This is a genomic window from Marinobacter sp. C1S70 (assembly GCF_000475355.1).
Classification (GTDB): domain Bacteria; phylum Pseudomonadota; class Gammaproteobacteria; order Pseudomonadales; family Oleiphilaceae; genus Marinobacter; species Marinobacter nauticus.
Window position 1 is genome coordinate 25,100 of record NZ_AXBW01000041.1, and the last position, 23,374, is coordinate 48,473.

Annotated in this window: 20 protein-coding genes; all 20 read right to left on the reverse strand. The window is 53.9% G+C overall.

Annotation, left to right across the window (positions count from 1 at the left end; genetic code table 11):
- Positions 1–211: 211 nt before the first annotated feature.
- Entirely contained in the window at positions 212–1,807 is a 1,596-nt protein-coding gene (locus Q669_RS13030; protein WP_036149710.1) for a Tn7-like element transposition protein TnsE, read from the reverse strand.
- Positions 1,782–3,329 carry a TnsD family Tn7-like transposition protein gene (locus tag Q669_RS19360; RefSeq protein ID WP_022992604.1) on the reverse strand — a complete coding sequence of 516 codons (1,548 nt, stop codon included), beginning with the start codon at positions 3,327–3,329 and terminating at the stop codon, positions 1,782–1,784. The genes Q669_RS13030 and Q669_RS19360 overlap by 26 nt, the downstream gene beginning before the upstream one ends.
- Positions 3,329–4,984 carry an AAA family ATPase gene (locus tag Q669_RS13040; RefSeq protein ID WP_022992605.1) on the reverse strand — a complete coding sequence of 552 codons (1,656 nt, stop codon included), beginning with the start codon at positions 4,982–4,984 and terminating at the stop codon, positions 3,329–3,331. The genes Q669_RS19360 and Q669_RS13040 overlap by 1 nt, the downstream gene beginning before the upstream one ends.
- Positions 4,981–7,056, reverse strand: coding sequence for an integrase catalytic domain-containing protein (locus tag Q669_RS13045; RefSeq protein ID WP_022992606.1), 2,076 nt, complete (start codon positions 7,054–7,056; stop codon positions 4,981–4,983). The genes Q669_RS13040 and Q669_RS13045 overlap by 4 nt, the downstream gene beginning before the upstream one ends.
- Positions 7,040–7,858, reverse strand: coding sequence for a TnsA endonuclease N-terminal domain-containing protein (locus Q669_RS13050; RefSeq protein ID WP_200861804.1), 819 nt, complete (start codon positions 7,856–7,858; stop codon positions 7,040–7,042). The genes Q669_RS13045 and Q669_RS13050 overlap by 17 nt, the downstream gene beginning before the upstream one ends.
- 132 nt (positions 7,859–7,990) lie before the next feature.
- Positions 7,991–9,823, reverse strand: coding sequence for a glutamine--fructose-6-phosphate transaminase (isomerizing) (glmS, locus tag Q669_RS13055; protein ID WP_022992608.1), 1,833 nt, complete (start codon positions 9,821–9,823; stop codon positions 7,991–7,993).
- 29 nt (positions 9,824–9,852) lie between these two features.
- Complete coding sequence (gene glmU / locus Q669_RS13060) at positions 9,853–11,217, reverse strand: bifunctional UDP-N-acetylglucosamine diphosphorylase/glucosamine-1-phosphate N-acetyltransferase GlmU (protein WP_022992609.1); 1,365 nt, start codon at positions 11,215–11,217, stop codon at positions 9,853–9,855.
- 150 nt (positions 11,218–11,367) lie between these two features.
- Entirely contained in the window at positions 11,368–11,790 is a 423-nt protein-coding gene (locus tag Q669_RS13065) for a F0F1 ATP synthase subunit epsilon (protein WP_011787275.1), read from the reverse strand.
- Positions 11,791–11,828: 38 nt separating this feature from the next.
- Positions 11,829–13,223, reverse strand: coding sequence for a F0F1 ATP synthase subunit beta (gene atpD / locus Q669_RS13070; RefSeq protein WP_011787276.1), 1,395 nt, complete (start codon positions 13,221–13,223; stop codon positions 11,829–11,831).
- Positions 13,224–13,275: 52 nt separating this feature from the next.
- Positions 13,276–14,139: a F0F1 ATP synthase subunit gamma gene (gene atpG / locus Q669_RS13075; RefSeq protein ID WP_011787277.1), complete on the reverse strand. Its 864-nt coding sequence runs from the start codon at positions 14,137–14,139 to the stop codon at positions 13,276–13,278.
- Positions 14,140–14,209: 70 nt separating this feature from the next.
- Positions 14,210–15,754: a F0F1 ATP synthase subunit alpha gene (gene atpA / locus Q669_RS13080; protein WP_011787278.1), complete on the reverse strand. Its 1,545-nt coding sequence runs from the start codon at positions 15,752–15,754 to the stop codon at positions 14,210–14,212.
- 28 nt (positions 15,755–15,782) lie between these two features.
- Positions 15,783–16,319 (reverse strand): F0F1 ATP synthase subunit delta, encoded by a 537-nt coding sequence (locus Q669_RS13085; RefSeq protein ID WP_011787279.1) that lies wholly within the window; start codon positions 16,317–16,319, stop codon positions 15,783–15,785.
- A gap of 12 nt (positions 16,320–16,331) precedes the next feature.
- A complete protein-coding gene (locus Q669_RS13090; protein WP_011787280.1) occupies positions 16,332–16,802 on the reverse strand; it encodes a F0F1 ATP synthase subunit B in 471 nt (156 codons plus the stop codon).
- 86 nt (positions 16,803–16,888) lie between these two features.
- Entirely contained in the window at positions 16,889–17,116 is a 228-nt protein-coding gene (gene atpE / locus Q669_RS13095; protein ID WP_014423137.1) for a F0F1 ATP synthase subunit C, read from the reverse strand.
- Between the two features lie 54 nt (positions 17,117–17,170).
- The gene (gene atpB / locus Q669_RS13100; RefSeq protein ID WP_022992612.1) at positions 17,171–18,025 is read right to left on the reverse strand and encodes a F0F1 ATP synthase subunit A; all 855 of its coding nucleotides are present in this window, start codon (positions 18,023–18,025) and stop codon (positions 17,171–17,173) included.
- A 15-nt stretch (positions 18,026–18,040) separates the two neighbouring features.
- Complete coding sequence (locus Q669_RS13105; protein ID WP_036149719.1) at positions 18,041–18,433, reverse strand: ATP synthase subunit I; 393 nt, start codon at positions 18,431–18,433, stop codon at positions 18,041–18,043.
- A gap of 217 nt (positions 18,434–18,650) precedes the next feature.
- On the reverse strand, positions 18,651–19,526 hold the full coding sequence (locus tag Q669_RS13110) for a ParB/RepB/Spo0J family partition protein (protein WP_022992614.1): 876 nt from the start codon (positions 19,524–19,526) through the stop codon (positions 18,651–18,653).
- Between the two features lie 60 nt (positions 19,527–19,586).
- Entirely contained in the window at positions 19,587–20,381 is a 795-nt protein-coding gene (locus Q669_RS13115) for a ParA family protein (protein ID WP_022992615.1), read from the reverse strand.
- Positions 20,382–20,404: 23 nt separating this feature from the next.
- Positions 20,405–21,049: a 16S rRNA (guanine(527)-N(7))-methyltransferase RsmG gene (rsmG, locus tag Q669_RS13120; RefSeq protein WP_022992616.1), complete on the reverse strand. Its 645-nt coding sequence runs from the start codon at positions 21,047–21,049 to the stop codon at positions 20,405–20,407.
- A 1-nt stretch (position 21,050) separates the two neighbouring features.
- Positions 21,051–22,937: a tRNA uridine-5-carboxymethylaminomethyl(34) synthesis enzyme MnmG gene (mnmG, locus tag Q669_RS13125; RefSeq protein WP_022992617.1), complete on the reverse strand. Its 1,887-nt coding sequence runs from the start codon at positions 22,935–22,937 to the stop codon at positions 21,051–21,053.
- Between the last annotated feature and the right edge of the window lie 437 nt (positions 22,938–23,374).

Consider the following 23,374-nt stretch of genomic DNA (forward strand, 5'->3'; position numbering starts at 1 on the left):
GCACAAACAGAAGCTTTTCCGCTAGCCAGCCCAAGGCTGGCTAGCGTTACTTAAAAGTTACCGATGCTCATAATGGGTAACTTCACTCCTCGCCAAATTCAGGCTCATCCCCATATCTATCTCAACTATATCGGCTACACTATTAACTTAGGCTAGTATCATAGTCTAGGATAATAAGCTTCTCGATTGCTATATTGTTAAAACAGTTATGTTACGATAATCTAATCTCCTTATAAACTCGCTCAGCCCAATGTTTAATTGACTCATTTTCAAGGAATCCTTTATTTTCAGATGATGATTTTGGATGAGGCACACGCTTATATCTATCACTAAAGAGCTTTTTGATTAGCGCTGTAGGCCATGCCAGTGATTTTTTTAATAACCTGATTTCCAACTCTCGAAGAGTGCGTTCCCAATCAAATTGGACATGCGGCTTCAACAGGAGTGTCGATAGTCTGTTCTTATTATCGGAAGTATCCACTTCTATCAATGCGTACTCTTGACCATCCTTTTCAATTCGATGAAAAGCCAGACAACGTGGGTTACCATCTGCAAGCAAGTGTTTGGAGTAACCATCAATAGTGGGAAGCTTTCGGATTTCCCTGTGGATGTGGCGGTAACCCGACATGCCAACCAATTGCAGCACCATAGCGTTAAAGGCTTCAAATTTATCCGCATAGAGATGTGCGTCGTCGCTCTTGTCTTCCATGCCATCATAATCTGCTGAAGGTAATGTACCGTGAGTACTGGCCTCATCCGTACTTACTTCAAAGCCAGTATTTTCTGGAGAGTCTGACGAGTCGCCCTCCTGGCCCAAACAGCCAGTCTGTCCTTTTCCCTTACCTATGCGAGTTGTCCGAATGGGATTAGCAAACTCAAATGCGACGGCTGGCGTTTCAATCCGGATTTCTGTTTGATCAGTATCTGGCTCTTGTTCGTCATCAATTTCCAATTCTGGGCCGGATTGCGGGCCCGGTCGAACAGCATACCCCTGGCCTGCTCGCCTCTCAGCGAATCGGGGATCGATAAAATCGACATAGGCGGGACAATCACCGGTTAGATTAGAAACACCATAAATCTCATACACAAAAAACGCTTTTCGCTCCTGATCGAAATGACCTCGAAGTGTCAGCTCAGCACCTGAGAGCTTCGGTGGTTCAAACTGAAAACGCCACAGACGGTATTTGTCTGTGTCATAACCGTTCTGAAGTTGGTAACGGACAATACTTTCAAAAGATTGCCGCACATCATCATCCAATAAGATCCAAGCTAACAAACGTCTTAATGCATAGTCACCTCTGACGTACAGCGGTAGCGTGCAGATTGGTAGAATATTGATGAGCGCTTTGCTCAACTTATCTAAGCGCTGGACATCAAACTCCTGAGAGAGTCCGTTGGGGATCAAAGCTAAACGCGTTATATAGGCGTGGTGGAAGAACAGCACTCGCGCTAATTCGAGCTGAGGAAGATAATACTGCGTTCCACCAAATTCAAAATTAAAGCACCATTGCTGTCCATCATCCTGCCGATTTACCACCGGAATTGGACAGGCTTCGATAGGTTCAGTACGCCAATGACGAGTATTTTCTATCACAATACGGGACTGGAATCCGGCAGGGCGTGGTTGTTCGCTTGCATTGACCACCCTGCGTCTTGCTAAGACCGGAATTTGAGAGACACCAAAATATTGTTTCTTTTGGCCTGGTGCCAATTTGACATTAATGTGCCAATCAGGGCCATCATGGCGGCGAAATAAAGAGCCAATCTCTCGGATAACACTGTTATTTTCTACACCTTTGAACTTCATGTTCCGTATCCACTAAATTTTCCAAATACTGCCTGGCAGGCTCCATCATTCGTTCTTCACTCAATCCGGCGTTTCGCAACAATCGCCACCTTGGCGGAGAGTCAAAGAGAACCCGTAAATCGTCATAGGCATTTTGCAAACGTCGGATCTGGTACTGGGGGACACTTTCCGAATTAGCCACCAAAAATGCCGAAGTCCGTGGCAGTTGATGGAGGTTTTTCTCAAGGGTTGAGAGATTGCCAAGCAACTTAAGGTAGTTGGTTCTTGAGCGCCTGGGTCCTTGTTGATTTGCATTCAAAAACGTAGCCAGTTGTCGAAGTGCTTGCAGATATTCCCGATCCCGTTTGTCCCAATCAATACGTGGTACGTTATGGTTTGCCTTGTCTTGTGCATAACGATGGTTAACGTCCAACAGCCAGTCGCGATGACTTCGATAAAGTCTGGCATACAAGGCTGGTGATGTTTTTCTGGCTTGAAGGGGTTGACGAGATGACAACAATTCGAGCCAAGCTTCCTGATCTGGCGTTTGACTGCTCGACTGTTGCATCACAACCTTAACTTGTTGTGGCGTTTTACGTGTTGGTTTCCGGCTTACTTCATCAAGTACATCGTCTATCTGCCAGCGGCTATCCAGCAATGCCTGATGAACAACAATATGCTGAAGATAATTGAAACTTTTTCGATGCTTGCGGAAGATTGCTTTCAGCCAGTCTGAGTCATCAATATCGGAACTGAGAGGCATCAGACGGTTTAGGATTAACCAAGCGGCAGGCCACACCTTTAATACCTTATTTTTTATCGCCGAGTGGTCAACTTGAGCTTTTCCCCGGTAAAAACCCAGTCGATAAGCAAGGCTGCGATAATGCTCTGTCCATTGCTCAAAGCTGGGTGATGCTTGAGCAGGCCGAACTAACAACCGTCGCACCTGAGTGGTTATCCAGTCAGATATTCCCATTCCCTTTTGCTGTTTACTCACATGACAGTGTTCAGGTGCCGCAGCGATAAAGCGATGACGTTCAATCAAGGGGCGAGCAATCCGCGTATCCATCAGCACACCGTGTTCAGGGCACGATTCCACCCCGGCAACCTGCCATTCTCGTCGCCAAAAATACTCACCATATTGTTCACGTTGAGCGGCTATGCAACCGGGACAGTACCTGACAAAACGCGGGGATTTAATGCGAGAGGCGGCAACCCCTAATGCCAGATGAGCGGCACCCTGAGTACCCTGGTACAACCAATTCATGCACTGAAGCCGTCGAGCCTCTGGTACAAAAGGTGCGTAAAGCGGAAATAAGCTATGACTATAGATCAACCTATCAGGTGTAAACTCCTCTGGAAGCCAGCGAGAGAGCGTTGCAAGATGGTTGGGTAAGTCTATCGTTGCGATAATACTGCGAGATTCGAAGACATCATCCAACAGTTGCTTTGGGCTGGTCAGCCCTTGCCGGACACCTGCTCTGGCCACGGTGCTATACATCAACTCCTCTGTGTAAGGTATAGGAAAATTTAACACAGCCATCACCCAAAGGAATTAACCCAGTCCTGGGCATCAAAAAACAGGCCGTTGCGGCCAAGTGATTCCTGGAAGGTTTCTTCGTTTGCGGACTGAGAGAATAGGAAGCGCAAGTCTTCTGAATCCAGGGTATGCCAGTCAGCTTTCCTCACAGCCTTAAGTTTGGGTGTGGTTGACGCTGGTTCTTCTATCTCTGCATTCTGATACCAAGAGAGGATCAGCGGCATAAGGTCCTTCATCACAAGGCCCGGGTGATCCTCAAACGCTCTGTTGATCAGAGGTTCAAGCAGCTCAGAGGCATACCCCATATCAACCAGCATATTGTGCAAACGAACAGCTTGTTCATTACCCCCATACTTGACTACGGTATCAATGCTTTCCTGGTTAGAGCGCAGCAGGTGTCCCAGCTCCAGTATTTTTCTATCTACGTCGGGGATAGTCAGATCTGAGTAACGCGCTATTTTTGTTACATCACCCGACCGTAACGCATCAATCATGGGGTGGATAGGTTTTAGCTCATCCTGATATACCTTTCGCATCAAGGTGGGGGTAATGCGCTCAATTCCGGTGACAACAGCCCGGATCTGTGACAGAACAAACAACTTGATGACGACATCCATAATGCCTTGTGAAAGCTCGTACCAAGTATCTCTAATCTCATCGGTCACTTCAGGGGATGCTTTAGTCAGCCATTGATACTTCCACAAACGGCCAGTGAAGGCTCCCCACTCGGTACGGGATACCTCCTGCTCGCCTGAGGGCTTGCTTAAAGGCTCCCATAGTATTGAACCAAAACCTGCACCACGGCGAGCGGACCGCAAATCCAGTTCAAAGACAGATCTGGCCTTTGGTGTCCCCACCATGACAACCGGGACCGAAATTTCATTAACCAGTGTGACAAAGAAATTGAGCATGCGCTCGGCACCTCCTGAGTTCTTAACACTCAGATGCTGGATTTCATCAATCACTAACAGTCCAATTGCGTGGGTGTTGGCAATGTGTGCCATTACCGCAATCAAGGTTTCTACGCTATGTCGTTTTTCCACGTAGCGACGTACGTAATTCGTGGCGAGTACCGCGTCAATTTCCCGAAAGAAGTTATGACACAGGCTTTTCAACGAACCGTCATGCGGGCAGTCAATTTTAAGGAAAACGATCTGCGTGAAGTTGTAGGCTTCGTGATATATCAACTGGGGATAGGTTGCCAGAATACGGTTCAATGAGCTTGTCTTGCCTGAACCAGAACAACCGATGAAAGCCAGACTCTTAGCGGTGGATTCCACATGCTCGAACCGGAAAACAGCCAAATCCCCCTGCATGACACGCTCATAACCATTCTGGATGTGGGCATTCAGTTCGCCTGTCGCCAGATTTCTGCCAACATACCCTTGTCGAAGCATGACTGATAATTTTGACTCCAGTTCAATGTGACGGGATAGCGGCTGGAAAAAATTATCAAGTAATTGAGATATGACATGAATACGGGTCTGGCCATCAAGATAAACGTCGGTTGGGCGAAACGTAATTTGACCCGATAACCCGTCCTTTAGCTGACGCCGGTCCAGAATCGGCGGCAAAGCTTCAATGAGCGGGTTTCCTTGGTACTGACTGATCCCGGTATCATTATAAATTGCCTGCACCATGCCTTTGGGTAACGTCATTCATCATCTCCAAACAGGTCATCCAGAAAATCTGGGAAAGCCCCATCTTCGGGCTGATCAGTCAAATACCTGACATCTGCTTTGGGTTTCGGCTCAGTAGCCTTGTTATCCGCTCGACGTTTCTGGCGTTCCTGATCACGGGCTTCCCGTCGGTTTTGATTGATGCCAGCCAAAGTTCCTGTTTTTGATTCACCAAAGTAGGAAGGACGTAACTTTTCCGCGTTTTGGATGGTTTCCTGAATCACATTTTCCAGCGATCTTTTGCTTTCCCTCTCTTTCAATTTAGCTGCTGCTGTTGATTTTCGTTGTTGCTGCTGGCTGTCCCATAACTCCCACATCGACCGGCCCCTAAATTCCCTTGAGCGGTCTGTTAGCGAGCACTCCCAATAATCTGATTTTGTTGCATCTGGGAAGACATAAATGATGTCGGTTACCGCGGGGTCATACGCCGCCATAAAGGGGCCAGGTCGCTGTTGCCCGGTTCTATGGAGCCAGCCAGACGCCAGCAGCTCCCTACAGGTATAAAACGCACCGAAGCATTGAATACCGTAATCGGAAAGCGTTACTTTTTGACGAGGCAACAATGCCAGCTTCAGCGCCGACTCCGATGTGTTACGTAGCCGTCCGCTACGATTTTGAATACCCCATTGCCAGATATTAATTGGTACAGGTGCGAGTGTATCCGGCATATCCGGATCGCGGTCATACTTGACCAATACCGAACTCTGGTTGCGATGCAGGATAGAGCCGATAATTATTTTAGTGAATTCGTCCAATGTAAGTGTTGCATCCAACCGATAATCTTTCCCGCCGCGCTTTTTGATGGTGGTTCCAGCAACCACTCCTGGTGCAAACGGCTTGAAGTCTGCTTGAATAGTACGAAAATGCCGCTCAACGATACCCTTCGCATCCCCACGATAAGGTGGTGTATTTTCAATCCGAACACCAAAGGCCTGCTCCAGATATTCAATTTGATGGCCCAGCAACTCACCACGATCAGCCAAAATGACGTCCGGCAGTCCAATCGACGGCCAATCCTCTGGCTCGATGTCATAACCGAAAGACTGGCATATCTGAGATTTATCGATCATGGCGTTGACCAGTGCCAACATAGCCGTCACATAGGAGGGGTTTTCAAATCCCACATAGAAACCTGCAATCAATCTGCTATAGACATCGACAACCACGTACAAAGTTGGTCGGCCAATAATTTTTTGTCTGTCAGCGGAAAGCAGATAGATATCGGCAATAGTCGCGTCGATCTCGTACCGTGCACCAGGACCGTGAACCCCAGTTGTGGCTGTTCCTTGTAACGGTCTGATGTCCTTTTGATATTCAATTTTATTGGCTCTCAGCCGGATACGTTCAGGCCGGACATATTCCCGCTCGTAGAAATAGCGTAGTTGAGCAACTGTCGGGAAGTTCTCTTTCGGTACATCGGGATGAGCCGCTTCAAACATGTCTTCGAAGCGTCGATGAGCATAGGGTAGAGAATGATTCTTCTCCGTCAGGTAGTGGCGATCAAGTACAATGCGAAACATGCGTTCAACGCCAGTATCTACAATGGCGCCCGTACCTGGAGCTATACTCCTCGGACGCCCTAATTTTTTTCCTGAAGCTGTACGTTTCTTTCCTCGCCCGCCTGATTTATCGTAGTCCGGCAAAAGCGCGTTCGGTGTGCAACCTCGCTGCCAATATTGGCGAAGATAGGCATATATTGTTTTTTTGGCCGTTCCAGATTCAGTAACAACCTGCTGAACCAGTGCGCCTCGACCGCTGCGATAATAGATATCCAGTTGGTGTATTAAAGGCTCAATAACGGCCATACGCTTGTCCCGGATTTGCTGTGTTACCGAACCTTGTTCTGGAAGTTGTGTAGCCAGATGTGAGAAGGGATCCTCTACTATTTTTAAGGTCTCGGAGAGAATGGCTTCCTCAATCTCAGATACTTGAATCCGCTCAGGAAAGGCTTTATCAGAATCAATATTAATCCAGGTATATCGAATATCCGAAACATCAAGAATGCGATACCGAATTCCCTCAAACATTACAACATCATTGATTCGCAGCATAACGTTCCCTCAATGAATAAATATCTGATGACGCTCGTAGCTCCCCCACGGTCAGGGCTGACCAAGGTTTTCTGATATCGAACAAGAAAACCCTCAGAGCCAATAGTGAACGAATTTTTTGCAGGGATTCTCCTGGCGCAAGTGAATAAGCCTGATCAAGCATCATCGCGACTTGAGAAATTTGTAGTGTCGGGTGCTGTAAGAAGAAATTTAAATAGAGTGTTGCCAGATTCAGCGTATTTTCGAGTACATCCAGAACAAGCTGCGCGGGATAAAGCCAGGCAATATTCATTGTAACCGTTTTGGGGATTTGTTTTTCTGTCAGCAAATACCATGGAACTTCCTTTAACGCCCAATAACGCCGTTCAAGCTCCAGTTTTTCGATGGTTCTAGAATTAGAAAGATCTGAAGAGGTTTTTACCTGAATAGCCATTCTGGGAAGCTCAGGCTTATTAGTGTCCACTAGAAAATCCGTGGACATGACTTGAATTTGTCCTCGTACTTCGGGATGACGGATACGCGCTTGCGCTGCAAGCTCAATGGTATCCTCTAATCGGAGAGGGTATTGCTCCCGGATATCAGTGACAGATGGATTCCAATCAAACAGAAAGAACGCCGCCAGCTCTAGGTCTGACAACAGATGGTGGGTTCGTTGAGTCTGGAATCCCCAGATGCGGTGAGATCGTCCAGCAGAAGGCAGGTCTCTGACGGTCAACCAGGGTTGGTAGTCTTTTCCTGACCCCTTTCCGCGACCTTGTTTAACCCATTTAAGTGAACGAGAGTCAAGGGATAAGCTGGTCAAGTTCCGTACCTCCGACATTGCACATAAAGTATACGGATTAAGTTACCAGCTTTATTTGCAAGTTACCAACTATATTTATAAGTAACCTACTTTATTTGAATCCCACACAAACACCTGGAAGGGAAAGACCGGTTATTCCACCGTCACACTCTTGGCCAGGTTCCGCGGCTGGTCCACATCCGTACCCTTCAACACCGCCACGTGATAAGACAGCAACTGCAGCGGTACGGTGTACACGATGGGCGCGGTGATCTCGTGCACGGACGGCAGTTGCATCACGTGGATGCCTTCTTCCGGCTTCACGTCCGCCGCCTTGTCGGCAAACACGAACAGCTCACCGCCACGGGCGCGAACTTCCTCCAGATTGGATTTCAGCTTTTCCACCAGGTCGTTGTTCGGTGCCACCGTGACTACCGGCATTTCACTGTCCACCAAGGCTAGCGGACCGTGTTTGAGCTCGCCGGCGGGATAGGCCTCGGCGTGGATGTAAGAGATTTCCTTGAGCTTGAGGGCCCCTTCCATCGCCACCGGGAACTGGGAACCGCGGCCCAGGAACAGGCTGTGGTTCTTGTCCATAAACGCCTTGGACATCTCTTCAATGTCGGCATCCAGGGCGAGGATATCACTCACCTGCTTGGGCAACTGATGAATGGCGGCAACGATGTCTGCCTCTTTCTCTTCACTCAGGCCATTATGGCGCGCCAGCGCCAGGGTGAAGATCAGCAAGGCGGTCAGCTGGGTGGTGAACGCCTTGGTCGACGCCACACCAATTTCCGGACCGGCCTGGGTCATGATGACCAGATCGGATTCCCGCACCAGCGAGCTGCCCGGCACGTTGCAGATGGCCAGAGCCGCGCGGAAGCCAGCCTGTTTGGCCTGACGCAATGCCGCCAGAGTGTCGGCGGTTTCACCGGACTGGGAAATGCACAGGAACAGGGTGTCGGGCTGAATCACGTGTTTGCGGTAGCGGAACTCGGAAGCGACTTCCACCGAACAAGGCACGCCGGCCAGTTCCTCAATCCAGTAGCGGGCCACCATGCCGGCATGGTACGAAGTGCCACAGGCGATGATCTGCACGTGACGGACGTTATCCAGCAGGTTGGCCGCATCGGTTCCCAAGGCTTGCTCCAGGACCCGGCTGTCGGTGATCCGGCCTTCCATGGTGGCCTTGATCACTTTCGGTTGCTCGTAGATTTCCTTGAGCATGAAGTGGCGGTATTCACCTTTGTCCGCAGAGTCAGCACCGTGTTCAAAACGGGTAATGGTCCGCTCCACCGGCTGACCACTGCGATCGTGGATGCGGATGTTGTCCTTGCGGATATCGGCGATATCGCCCTCTTCCAGGAACATGAAGCGGTCGGTCACCGGCAACAGGGCCAGCTGGTCAGACGCGATGAAATTCTCGCCAATACCGACGCCAACCACCAGAGGGCTGCCCTCGCGACAGACCACCAGGTGATCCGGCTCATCGGCATGAACAACGGCCAGGGCGTAGGCACCGCGCAGACGCTGAATGGCCGACTTTACCGCCTCGTAGAGTTTGCCCTGTTCACGGAAGTATTTCTCGATCAGATGCGCGACCACCTCGGTATCGGTCTGGGAGGTGAACTCAAAACCCTCGGCCCTGAGTTCATCCCGTAGTTCCTGGTAGTTCTCGATGATGCCGTTATGGACGATGGCCAGCCGCTCGCCGGACATATGGGGATGGGCGTTTACCTGAGAGGGCTCGCCGTGGGTGGCCCAGCGAGTGTGGGCGATACCCAGGTGACCAGCCAGGGGGTTTGCTTCAATGGCATCAGCCAGGGCCGCCACCTTGCCAACTTCCCGGGCTCGCTGCACCAGGTGCTGGCCATTGATGACGGCCATGCCGGCGGAGTCGTACCCCCGGTATTCCAGGCGGCGCAGGCCCTCCAGCAGAATACCCTGGACATCCCGTTCAGATACCGCTCCTACAATCCCACACATGCTGTTATCACCTGTTCGTTAATCGTTGGTTACGCTTTTTTCGGCCGTTCCCAGCCGGCGATGTTGCGCTGCTTGCCACGGGCCACCGCCAGTTCCCCTTCGCTGATATCGCGGGTAATGGTGGAGCCGGCACCAATGGTGGCCTGTTCCGCTACGTTCACCGGAGCGACCAGTGAGGTATTGGAGCCGACAAATACCCCGTCACCCAATACCGTCTGGTGTTTGTTCACACCATCATAATTGCAGGTGATGGTACCTGCACCCACATTCACATTACGGCCCAGTGAGGCATCACCAACGTAACTGAGGTGATTGATCTTGCTGCCCTCACCCACCACGGCCTTCTTCGTTTCGACAAAATTGCCAACCTTGGTGTTGGCGGCCAGTTCAGTGCCCGGGCGCAGACGTGCGAATGGCCCGATCTGGGCGTTGGAACCCACTACCGCACCTTCAATCACGCTGTTGGCCTTGATCTCGGCACCGTCGGCGATGGTGGCGTCTTTGATCACACAGTTGGGTCCGATCACGACGTTGTTGCCGAGGCTCACCCGGCCTTCAAAGACCGCGTTTACGTCTATCCACAGGTCGTTGCCAATGGTGAGCTCACCGCGCACCTCAATGCGGGCCGGGTCCGCCAGGGATGCACCCTCGGTCATCAAACGCTCGGCTTGCTGACGCTGGTACCAGCGCTCCAGTTCCGCCAGTTGCAGGCGGTTATTCACGCCCTGAACCTCAAACGGATTCAGCGGCTGGGAAACCGTCACTGACAAGCCGTGGTCGACCGCCATCGCGATAATGTCAGTCAGATAATACTCGCCCTGGGCATTGCTGTTGGACAGAGCGGGCAGCCATTGCTTCAGATGACTGGCTGAAACCGCGAGAATGCCGGTGTTTACTTCCTGAATCTGCTGCTGTTCAGCGGTCGCGTCTTTCTGCTCAACGATGGCCTGAACCAGGCCTTGTTCGTTGCGAACGATCCGGCCATAACCGTGGGGGTTGTCCATATCCACCGTCAGCAAAGCCAGATTCCGTTCGTCCAGGTCCGCGACCATGGTTTCCAGGGTATCTTTGCGAGTCAGAGGGACATCACCGTACAACACCAGCACCCGGGCATCATCCGGCAGTGCCGGCAGCGCCTGGGCCACGGCATGGCCGGTGCCCAGCTGTTCGGTCTGCAACACCCAGTTCACCGAGTCGTCTTCCAGAGACGCCCGAACCTGATCGGCTCCGTGACCAATCACCGTGTGAATTTTCTCCGCGCCCAGTTGTTTTGCGGTATCAACCACATGGTGCAGCATGGCTTTACCCGCCACCGGATGCAGTACCTTGGGCAGGGAGGATTTCATGCGGGAGCCCTGGCCTGCGGCCAGGATCACAACGTGTAACGGGCTCATGGGGCAATCAGCTCCGGTATTCAAAACGTCCATAAATGAAAAAACCGCGTCCCGGTGGAATCGCCGACACTCCGTTTCCGGAATACCGGGCCCTCCACCTGAGGATGCGGTTCACTGTCAGGCCAGTCCGGGCGCTGACACAGGCTCTGCTTAACGCAGGTGCTTGCGCAGCTTCTGGATGGTGCGCAGCTGAGCGGCAGCTTCGGCCAGCTCGGCAGCAGCACGCGAGTACTCGAACTCGCCTGTCTTGTTCGCCAGTGCCTTCTCGGCTTGCTTCTGGGCTTCCAGGGCCGCTGCTTCGTCCACATCCTTTGCACGAACGGCGGTGTCGGCCATCAGGGTAACCAGATTGGGCTGTACTTCCAGGTAACCACCGGATACGTACAGAATCTCCTCACTGCCACCCTGCTTGATGATCCGCACTGCGCCGGGCTTCAGCTCGGACAGTAACGGAGCATGGCCATACTGGATGCCAAGCTCACCTTCGGTACCGGTGGCGATCAGCATCTCCACCAGGCCCGAATAGATTTTTTCCTCGGCACTTACGACGTCACAATGTACGGTCATAGCCATTTCTTACGCCTCTTGGGTCTGAAAGGAAAAAAGGTGTCTTACTTACCTTCCTTCTCTTTCATTGCCTTAGCTTTCTCAATCGCTTCTTCGATGCCGCCGCACATGTAGAACGCCTGCTCCGGCATGTCGTCGTAGTCACCGTTGAGAATGCCTTCGAAGCTCGCGATGGTCTCTTTCAGAGACACGTACTTACCCGGAGAACCGGTAAATACTTCAGCAACGTGGAACGGCTGCGACAGGAAACGCTCGATCTTACGGGCGCGGGATACGATCAGCTTGTCGTCTTCAGACAGCTCGTCCATACCCAGGATCGCGATGATGTCTTTCAGTTCCTTGTAGCGCTGCAGAACGTTCTGAACACCACGGGCAACGTTGTAGTGCTGCTCACCAATCACCAGCGGATCCAGCTGACGGGAGGTGGAGTCGAGCGGATCGATCGCCGGGTAGATACCCTTGGAAGCGATGTCACGGCTCAGTACCACGGTCGCGTCCAGGTGCGAGAAGGTGGTGGCCGGAGACGGGTCAGTCAAGTCATCCGCCGGTACATAGACCGCCTGGATAGAAGTGATGGAACCGGTCTTGGTAGAGGTGATCCGCTCCTGCAGCTGACCCATCTCTTCCGCCAGGGTCGGCTGGTAACCTACCGCAGAAGGCATACGACCCAGCAGTGCAGATACCTCAGTACCGGCCAGGGTGTAACGGTAGATGTTGTCAACGAACAGCAGTACGTCACGGCCTTCGTCACGGAACTTCTCAGCCATGGTGAGACCGGTCAGGGCCACACGCAGACGGTTTCCAGGGGGCTCGTTCATCTGGCCGTAAACCATGGCAACCTTATCGAGAACGTTGGACTCCTTCATTTCGTAGTAGAAGTCGTTACCTTCCCGGGTCCGCTCACCAACACCTGCGAATACGGAGAGACCGGAGTGCTCTTTCGCGATGTTGTTGATCAGTTCCATCATGTTTACGGTCTTGCCTACGCCGGCACCACCGAACAGACCAACCTTACCACCCTTGGCGAACGGGCAGATCAGGTCGATAACCTTGATGCCGGTTTCCAGCAGGTCGGCAGACGCTGCCTGATCGGCATAGCCCGGTGCTTTGCGGTGGATAGCCCAGCGCTCTTCTTCGCCGATGTCGCCCTGTTCGTCGATGGGACGACCCAGAACGTCCATGATCCGGCCCAGAGTCTGTGTACCAACAGGTACAGAGATCGGCTTGCCGGTGTTTTCTGCTTTCAGGCCACGCTTCAGGCCCTCAGTGCTGCCCATGGCGATGGTACGAACAATGCCGTCACCCAGCTGCTGCTGGACTTCCAGAGTTGTTTCGCCACCTTCAAGCAGCAGTGCGTCGTAAACGCTTGGAACGGAGTCACGTGGAAATTCCACGTCGATAACCGCGCCAATGATCTGAACGATGTGTCCGCTACTCATGCTCGGTTCCTCGTTATCTTGATAGTCAATAAAACCAGTAGGTCTGTGAGCGTTAACCAACAGATGCCGCGCCGCTCACAATCTCCGAAATCTCTTGTGTGATCGCTGCCTGACGGGCCTTGTTGTAGGCCAGTTGAAGCTCGTCAATGATGCTGCCAGCGTTATCTGTCGCGCTCTTCATGGCAATCATCCGGGCAGCCTGCTCACAGGCCAGATTTTCTACCACACCCTGATACACCTGGGATTCGATATAACGTGGCATCAGCCCGTCAAGGATCGGACGGGAATCCGGCTCGTAGATGTAATCCCACTGGTGACCGATTTCTTCATCATCGCCTTCCGGCAGCGGCAGCAACTGCAGCGCCTTCGGGCTCTGGGTCATGGTGTTGACGAATTCGTTGCTGATCAGGAACAGGCGGTCGATCTTGCCTTCCACGAACGAATCCAGCATCACCTTGACGCTACCGATCAGCTGATCTGCACTCGGGCTATCGCCCAGGTGCGTCACGGCTGCCACCACGTTCCCGCCGTAGTTGCGGAAGAAGGAGGCACCCTTCTGGCCAATAGCGCAGATATCGGTCTCAATACCTTGTTGTTTCCATTCACGCATTTCTCTGACGAGCAGCTTGAACGCGTTGGTGTTCAGACCACCGCAAAGACCGCGATCAGAGGAGACCACAATGTAGCCTACCCGCTTGACCTCGCGCTCCTGCATGAACGGATGGCGGTAATCCTTGTTGGACTTCGCAATGTGTCCGATTACCTGGCGCATCTTTTCAGCGTACGGGCGGGTTGCCTGCATACGCTCCTGAGCCTTACGCATCTTGCTCGCGGCTACCATTTCCATGGCAGACGTGATCTTCTGCGTGCTCTTGATGCTTCCGATCTGGTTACGTATTTCTTTTCCGACGGCCATATGTCACTGCCTTTTCAAGTTAGACACTCAAATGGACCAGCAGGCCCGCACAACGGCGGGCCTTTTGGATTTACCAGCTCTGAGTGGTCTTGAATTTCTCCAGAGCAGCTTTGAGGCCGGCAGTGATGTCGTCGTTGAAGTTACCTTCAGGGCCGATCTTGTCCAGAAGTTCCTTCTGCTCGGACCGCATCCAGTCCAGCAGTTGGGCTTCGAACTTCACAACCTTGTTGACATCCACATCGTCCAGGAAGCCTTCGTTCGCTGCGAACAGTACGGTACCCATTTCCGCAACGGTCATCGGGCTGTACTGGTTCTGCTTCATCAGCTCGGTGACGCGCTGACCATGCTCCAGCTGCTTACGGGTTGCTTCGTCAAGGTCAGAAGCGAACTGGGCAAACGCCGCCAGTTCCCGGTACTGGGCCAGGGCCAGACGGATGTTACCGCCGAGCTTCTTCATGATCTTGGTCTGGGCTGCACCACCTACCCGGGATACGGAGATACCGGCGTTCATGGCCGGACGGATACCGGAGTTGAACAGGTTGGTTTCCAGGAAGATCTGACCATCGGTAATGGAGATTACGTTGGTCGGTACGAACGCAGACACGTCACCAGCCTGAGTCTCGATGATCGGCAGCGCGGTCAGGGAACCGGTCTTGCCTTTCACTTCGCCGTTGGTGAACTGCTCAACGTAGTCAGCATTTACACGGGACGCACGCTCCAGCAGACGGGAGTGGAGGTAGAAAACGTCACCCGGGAATGCTTCACGTCCTGGCGGACGACGCAGCAGCAGGGAGATCTGACGGTAGGCAACGGCCTGTTTGGACAGGTCATCGTATACGATCAGGGCGTCTTCACCGCGGTCGCGGAAGAACTCACCCATGGAAGTACCGGCGTACGGAGCCAGGAACTGCATGGCGGCCGGATCGGCGGCACCAGCAGCAACCACGATGGTGTGGTCCATGGCACCGTGCTCTTCCAGCTTGCGCACAACGGCGGCAATGGAAGACTGCTTCTGGCCAACGGCAACGTAGATACACTTGATGCCGGTGTGCTTCTGGTTGATGATCGCGTCGATGGCAACCGCGGTCTTACCGATCTGACGGTCACCGATGATCAGCTCACGCTGGCCGCGGCCGATGGGAACCATGGTATCGATGGCTTTCAGACCAGTCTGTACCGGCTCGTCAACAGACTGACGGGCGATAACGCCCGGTGCAACCTTCTCGACCGGGGAAGTCAGGCTGTTGCCCAGCTCGCCCTTACCGTCGATGGGGTTACCCAGGGAGTCAACTACACGGCCCAGCAGTTCGTTACCAACGGGTACTTCCAGGATACGACCAGTACAACGTACCTTCTGGCCTTCGGCCAGACCTTCGTAGTCACCCAGAACAACCGCACCAACAGAATCACGCTCCAGGTTCAGCGCCATGCCGTATGTGCCGTTGGCAAATTCAATCATCTCGCCGTACATAACGTCGGCCAGACCGTGGATCAGCACGATACCGTCAGATACAGACAGGATCGTACCTTCGTTTTTTGCTTCGGAAGAGATGTCGAGTTTCTCGATTCTCTTCTTGATGATGTCACTGATCTCGGATGGATTCAGTTGCTGCATGCCTTTGTCCTCAAACCTTGTGCTGAAATCAGGAGCCCAGAGCCCTGGCCATTCTGGCCAGTTTGCCACGGACTGAAGCGTCGATAACCAGGTCGCCTGTTCGTACGATCACGCCACCGATCAGGGACTGATCCACGGTGGTCTCGAGTTCGACCTTGCGCTCCAGCTTTTTGGACAGTGCGTCGATCAGTTTCTGCTGCTCGTCTGCAGACAAGTCGAATGCGGTATCGATTGTCAGGTGTACAGACTTCTCGAGGTCTGCACGGTACAAACGGAACAAAGCAGAAATCTCCGGCAGCAGGGCCAGACGCTTGTTTTCAGCAAGAATCAACAGGAAGTTTCTGAGTGCTTCAGGCAGCGGCTCTTCAAAACACTCTGCGAAGAGTTCCGCCTTGCGTTGCTCAGACAGGCCGGGGTTGGCCAGGATGTTCTTTACCTCTTGGTCAGCCGCAACCTGAGCGGCAAAAGCCAGAGCCTGATCCCACTGATCAACGGCGTTCTGGTCCTGCGCGGCATCAAAAACGGCCTTCGCGTAGGGTCGGGCTAACGTTGTAAGTTCTGCCATGATGACCCTCGTTTAGAGTTCTGCGGCCAGCTTTTCCAGCATCTCGCTGTGAGCTTTGGCGTCTACAGAGGTTTCCAGAATCTTCTCGGCACCGGCAACGGCCAGGGTGGCCACTTCTGCTCTGAGTGCGTCGCGAGCCTGAACACGCTCCTGTTGAATTTCCGCCCTGGCCTGCTCAATAAGCTTTTCGCCTTCTTTGCGGGCATCCTCTTTGGAGGCTTCCACAATCTGGGCGGCACGCTTGTTGGCCTGGTCAATCAGGGCTGCAGCTTCTTCTTTCGCCTTTTGCAGTTCTTTGGTGGCTTTTTCCTGGGCCAGTTCGAGATCGAGTGATGCCCGATCGGCCGCGGATAGGCCATCTGCAATTTTCTTCTGGCGCGCTTCCATGGCAGCCGTAATCGGCGGCCATACATATTTGACGCAGAACCAGACGAAAATAGCGAAGGCAATCGATTGCCCTATCAACGTAAGGTTTATATTCACGGCGATATACCTCTTGCTATTCGTTGCGTCCTGGTTTCCGGAAGGAGGGGCGCGGCCTTAGCCGGCGCCCACAGCTCTCGGTTTAATTAACCAGCAACAACGAAGATCAGGTACATCGCGATACCAACACCGATCATGGGAACCGCGTCAAGCAGACCAGCCATGATGAAGGCTTTGGTTTGCAGTTGGTTGGCCATTTCCGGCTGACGGGCAGTGGACTCAAGCAGTTTGCCGCCCAGCAGACCGAAACCGATACCAGCGCCCAGAGCGCCCAGACCGATGATCAACGCAGCTGCGATAAATACCATTTCCATTGAAGACTCCTCAGTTTTTTCAGATAGTTAAGGGTTTGTTTATTTAAGGGTTAATCAGTGATCTTCGTGTGCCGCGCTGAGGTAAACCACAGTAAGCACCGTAAAAATAAAGGCCTGAAGCGGAATAACCAGAATGTGGAAGATCGCCCAGGGAACGTTCAACGTCCACTGAATCCACAGTGGCAACAGCGCAATCAGGATAAACACAACTTCACCAGCGTACATGTTACCGAACAGACGCAGCGCCAGACTGATTGGCTTGATGATCAGTGCCAGGATTTCCAGCAGCAGGTTGAACGGGATCATGATCCAATGATTGAACGGGTTAAAGGCCAGCTCTTTGCTGAAGCCACTGACGCCTTTCACCTTGAAGCTGTAGAACAGAATCAGCAGGAACACACCAATCGACATGCCGAAGGTAGCATTCGGATCGGTGGTCGGAACAATCTTGAAGTACTCAAGCCCCAGCGCGTGAGCGATCGACGGAATATAGTCGATGGGGATCAGCTTCAGGATGTTCATCAGCAGAATCCAGACGAAAATCGTCAACGCCAAGGGCGCAATCAGCGGATTCTTGCCGTGGAAAACGTCGCGCACGATGCCCTGAACAAATTCAAAGGTCATCTCGATCAGGTTCTGCAAGCCGCTCGGCGTGCCTTCGGTGACCCGGTTGGCCACAAAGCGGAACAGGCCCAGGAACAGAATACCCATGGCGATTGACCAGCCGAGGGTATCGACGTGGACTGCCATGAAGCCCATATCTGTGGCTTCCTGACCAGTTCGCGCGAAGGTCCAGGTGGCCTCCTGCACGACACTGCCATCCGCGCGCTCATAGCCTTCCGGGAGCTTGCCATAGGTAAGGTTGGTGAGGTGGTGTTTTATATACTCTACTGGGGTATCAGCTGCCATACTGCTCTCGTCCAGTCATCGCTGTGGTCGCGGCCGGATGAGCCAGCGCAATGCCGTACCCAACACAACCATCACAGCAAAAGTGAATAACAGAGCCGGTACGTGGACTGGCTCCATTAAAGTGAAAACGGCCGCAAAAAACACTGCGGTAAGGGCCAGCTTGATGCTCTCTGCCCTGAATATGTTGCTCACTGCCAGGTGCATCTGTCGGGCACCCTGATAACGATAAGCGCGGTGAGCAAAGTACGCGTTTGGTATGACAAAAATAAGACCGCCAATGAGGGCGGAATACCCGGCCAAACGACTTTCCAACAACCACAACAGGCTCAGAATCAGCAGAACCGCCATCTCTATAATCAACCACTTGCCAAGTGGTACGTACGTGATGGCTCTAGAAGAACGGTTCATATCACCAGCTGTCATTCCAAGCGCGCGGAATTATATGTGTTAACCGATAGGTGTTCAACATAACCGCACGGAAAAATTGGCGAAAAAGTGAGCAGATTTTGCCGCCGAAACCTGAAGTTTTACACAGGTTGTGTTGCTCATCGATCACCACAACCACATGTGGTGTTTCCGGCACCAGACGGGCCTTTAGGATGATTTTCAGGTTTTATCGGGCCGACTAGCGGATGTGGCCCAGAATGCCGTCAAGCTCGTCCAGTGAACTGTACTCAATCACCAGCTTGCCTTTGCCGCGTTTACCATGATTGATCGCCACCCGGGCACCGAGCCGGTCAGACAGATCGTCCTGCAGGGCCCGGATGTTAGGATCAAGAGCCGGCTTGGTGTTGTCTTTGTCTTCCGGTTTTTCCTGCTGAACCCGGCGCACCAGGGCTTCGGTCTGGCGTACCGACAGCGATTTGGCGACCACCTGACGGGCCACCTGCATCTGCTGCTCCGGTGGCAGGGTGAGCATGGCACGGCCGTGGCCCATTTCCAGATCACCATGCTCCAGCATTACCCTTACGTCTTCGGTCAGGCCGATCAACCGCAACAGGTTGGTGATCGTCGTTCGGGACTTGCCCACCGCCTCGGCCACCTGGGCCTGGGTCAGGCCGAACTCGTCCTGCAGGCGTTGCAGGGCGAAGGCTTCTTCAATGGGGTTCAGGTTTTCGCGCTGGATGTTCTCGATCAGCGCCATCGCAATGGCGGCTTCATCCGGGACATCGCGGACAATGGCGGGAATACGGTCCAGTTCTGCCAGTTGGGTGGCACGCCAGCGGCGCTCACCGGCAATCAGTTCATAACGGCCTTCCGACACCGGACGCACCACGACCGGCTGCATCACGCCCTGCTGACGAATGGAGTCTGCCAGTTCCTGCAGAGCGGCGGGGTCCATATCCCGGCGCGGCTGATAACGACCACGCTGGATCAGGTCGACCGGGATCTCACGCAGTTCACCATCGTGATCACTGGTCTCCTGATTGAGATTCACCTTCGAGCCCTGGAGCAGTGCCCCCAGTCCCCGTTCGCCCAAGCCTCGCTTCTTCGCCGCCATGGTAGTTGTCATTCTTCCTGTTGAAATAGTGGGTGCATGGTTGCCTGACGGCGATCTATGTTACACCGCAACCGCGGGCGATGTCTTTTTCGATCCGTGCCGGCGTACCATCTCGCCAGCCAACGCCAGATAAGCCACCGCACCTTTGGACACCCGATCATACTTGAGTGCCGGCATGCCGTAGCTGGGCGCTTCTGCCAGCCGGACATTACGGGGAATCACCGCCCGGTAAACCTTGTCACCGAAATATTCACTGAGCTGACCGGAGACATCCAGAGTCAGGCTATTGCGGGGGTCGTACATGGTGCGCAGGATACCCTCAATCTCCAAATTGGGATTGACCGTTTCCTGAATCTGCTGGACGGTGTTCATCAGTGCCGCCAGCCCTTCCAGGGCATAATATTCACACTGCATCGGGATCAGTACCGAATCCGCGGCAGACAGAGCATTCACGGTCAGCAGACTGAGTGAAGGCGGGCAATCAATCAGGATGTAGTCGTAGTTTTCCCGAACGGTGTTGAGGGTCAGCCGTAACCGGTGTTCCCGGCCAATCTCGTTCATCAGCTCCACTTCGGCGGCGGTCAGGTCACCGTTGGCGGGCAGCAGGTCAAAACCGGAGACTTCAGCGTGGACGATCACGTCCGCCGGAGTAGCCCGTTTGGTCAGCACATCGTATCCGGACAGCTCCAGGGAGTTTTTATCCACACCGCTGCCCATGGTGGCATTGCCCTGGGGATCCATATCCACCAGCAGCACCCGGCGCTTGGTGGCCGCCAGAGACGCGGCAAGATTGACGCAGGTGGTGGTTTTGCCCACACCGCCTTTCTGATTGGTCACTGCAATCACGCGCGCCATGCTTTGCCTCCTGCTGTTGAGGGTTACCGATGTCGTTCAGCCCGGGCGACGATCAGTAAATGCCGTTCGCCGTCGGCTCCGGGGACGGTCAGGGAATGGCTGGATTCTACCTGCCAGCCCGCCGGAAGGGCAGCTACTTCATCATCCGGATACTGGCCTTTCATGGCAAGGAACTCGCCGTCATTCGCGAGCAGACCACCACACCAGGTCACCAGGTTTTCCAGCGCGGTGAAGGCCCGGCTGCTGATCTGGGTGAAGGGCTGATCGGGCTGGCAGTCTTCCGCCCGGCCGTGGATAACTTCAACGTTGTCCAGCCCGAGCTCAAGCACACACTGATTCAGGAATCGGGTTTTCTTGCCGTTGCTGTCCAGCAGGGTAAAGCGTTTTTCCGGGAACACAATGGCCAGCGGAATACCCGGCAGGCCGCCGCCGGCGCCCACATCCAGCAAATGGTCTGTGGTCACCCAGGGCAGGATGCTCAGACTGTCCAGCAACTGGCGGGAGACCATGACCCGCTCATCCCGCACGGCGGTCAGGTTGTAGGCCTTGTTCCACTTGTTCAGCAGAGCCAGAAAAGCCAGCAACTGTTGCTGCTGGCTGTCGGACAAAGACAGGTTCATGGCCGCGAGGCCGTCCCGAAGCTGGCCGGGCCACTGTGGATAACTCATCTCAGGCGCTCTGCTTTTTCAACAGGTCGCGCTTTTTCAGATGCACCAGAATCTGACTGACCGCCGCCGGGGTCACACCCTGGATACGGGACGCCTGAGCCACCGTTTCCGGGCGCACGTCCTTGAGCTTCTGCTTGATTTCGTTGGACAGGCCACCGATGACGTCGTAATCCAGATCCAGCGGCAACGCGGTGTTCTCGTTCTTGCGCAGGCGCTCGATCTCGTCCGCCTGCCGGGAGATATAGCCTTCGTATTTGATCTCGATTTCCACCTGATCGGCAACGTTCGGGTCCTCCGCCCGTTCGGCCCCGATCTCGGCGATGTGATCGTAGACAATCTCCGGACGGCGCAGCAGCTCTGCCAGAGACTGGTCACGGGTCATCGGCTGTTTCAGGTAGCCATTGGCTCGCTCACCCGCCTCGGTGTTCGGATGGATGCGGGTGCTTTCCAGGCGGCTACGCTCTTTGGCAATGCCTTCGCACTTCTCGCTGAACTTCTGCCAGCGTTCGTCGTCCACCAGGCCCAGCTTGCGGCCGGTTTCGGTCAGGCGCAGGTCGGCGTTGTCCTCCCGCAGGATCAGCCGGTATTCGGCACGGCTGGTAAACATACGGTAAGGCTCCTGGGTGCCCATGGTGATCAGGTCGTCCACCAGTACGCCCAGATAGGCCTCATCCCGGCGCGGGTACCACTCTTCTTGGCCCCGGGCCCGCAGCGAGGCGTTGATGCCCGCCAGCAAGCCCTGGGCGCCAGCTTCTTCATAACCTGTGGTGCCGTTGATCTGACCGGCAAAGTACAGGCCCTGGATATACTTGGTTTCCAGGGTGTGGCGCAGGTCCTGCGGGTTCAGGTAGTCATACTCGATGGCATAACCCGGGCGCAGGATGTGGGCGTTCTCGAAACCCGGTATCGAGCGCACGGCCTTGAGCTGGATATCAAACGGCAGGCTGGTGGAAATACCATTCGGGTACAGCTCGTTGGTGGTCAGGCCTTCGGGCTCTACGAAAATCTGATGCGAATCCTTGTCGGCAAAGCGGTTGACCTTGTCCTCGATGGACGGGCAATAGCGCGGGCCCACGCCTTCAATGTTGCCAGCGAACATGGGCGAGCGGTCAAAACCACTGCGGATAATGTCGTGGGTTTCTTCGGTGGTGCGGGTCACGTAACAGCAGATCTGCTCCGGATGCTCGTCACGGCTGCCAATAAACGACATCACCGGTGTCGGATCGTCCCCCCACTGCTGCTGCATCGCGGAGAAATCCACGGTGCGAGCATCAATGCGCGGCGGCGTACCGGTTTTCAGGCGGCCGACGTTGAACGGCAGTTCCCGCAGGCGTTTGGCCAGGGCATTGGCCGGCGCATCACCGGCGCGACCACCGGCGTGATTCTGCATACCGATGTGGATAACCCCACCCAGGAAGGTGCCGGTGGTCAGGACCACGGTCTTGGCGTTAAAGCGGATGCCGGTCTGGGTCACCACGCCGACCACCTGGTCGTTTTCCACAATCAGGTCATCGGCCGCCTGCTGGAACAGGGTCAGATTAGGCTGGTTTTCCAGCATATGGCGAATGGCGGCTTTGTACAGAATCCGGTCCGCCTGAGCGCGGGTAGCGCGCACCGCCGGGCCTTTACGGCTGTTCAGCACCCGGAACTGGATGCCAGCCTGGTCGGTGGCCCGGGCCATGGCGCCGCCCAGGGCGTCGATTTCCTTCACCAGGTGGCTCTTGCCAATGCCACCGATGGCCGGGTTGCAGGACATCTGCCCCAGGGTCTCGATATTGTGGGTCAGCAGCAGGGTTTGCGAACCCATGCGCGCAGCCGCCAGGGCGGCTTCGGTGCCGGCATGGCCACCACCAATGACAATGACATCGAAACGGGTCGGAAACTCCACACTACACCTCGGAAATCGGGGAAAAAAACAGGGCGGCGAGTATAACGCCTCGCCCGGGAAATTGCAGTCAGAATGTGCAAATTTTAACCAGCGACGACAGGAATAAAAACCCTGTCAGCTGGCCATAGACGATTATCTGGGCGCCACGGCTCTCTGACAGGGTGCGTGCAGGATAAGGAAAAACCGAAAGTTTCAGGATTTCATAGCCTTGTCATTCATTGTTCAAAAAACTTTTCAAAAAGTTATCCACACAATTGATGCCTTCACTTACAGCCAAAAGCGTCGGTAAATATTTGTTAAATATAAATTTAATTAAATTACTCTGGCATTATTCGCAAATTATCCCAGTAATTATCCACAGCGTTTTTACCGAATGCCTATATACGGTGCAAAAAACCGGTACCCCTGAACGCAAGTGCACCAACAAAGGGCCAGTT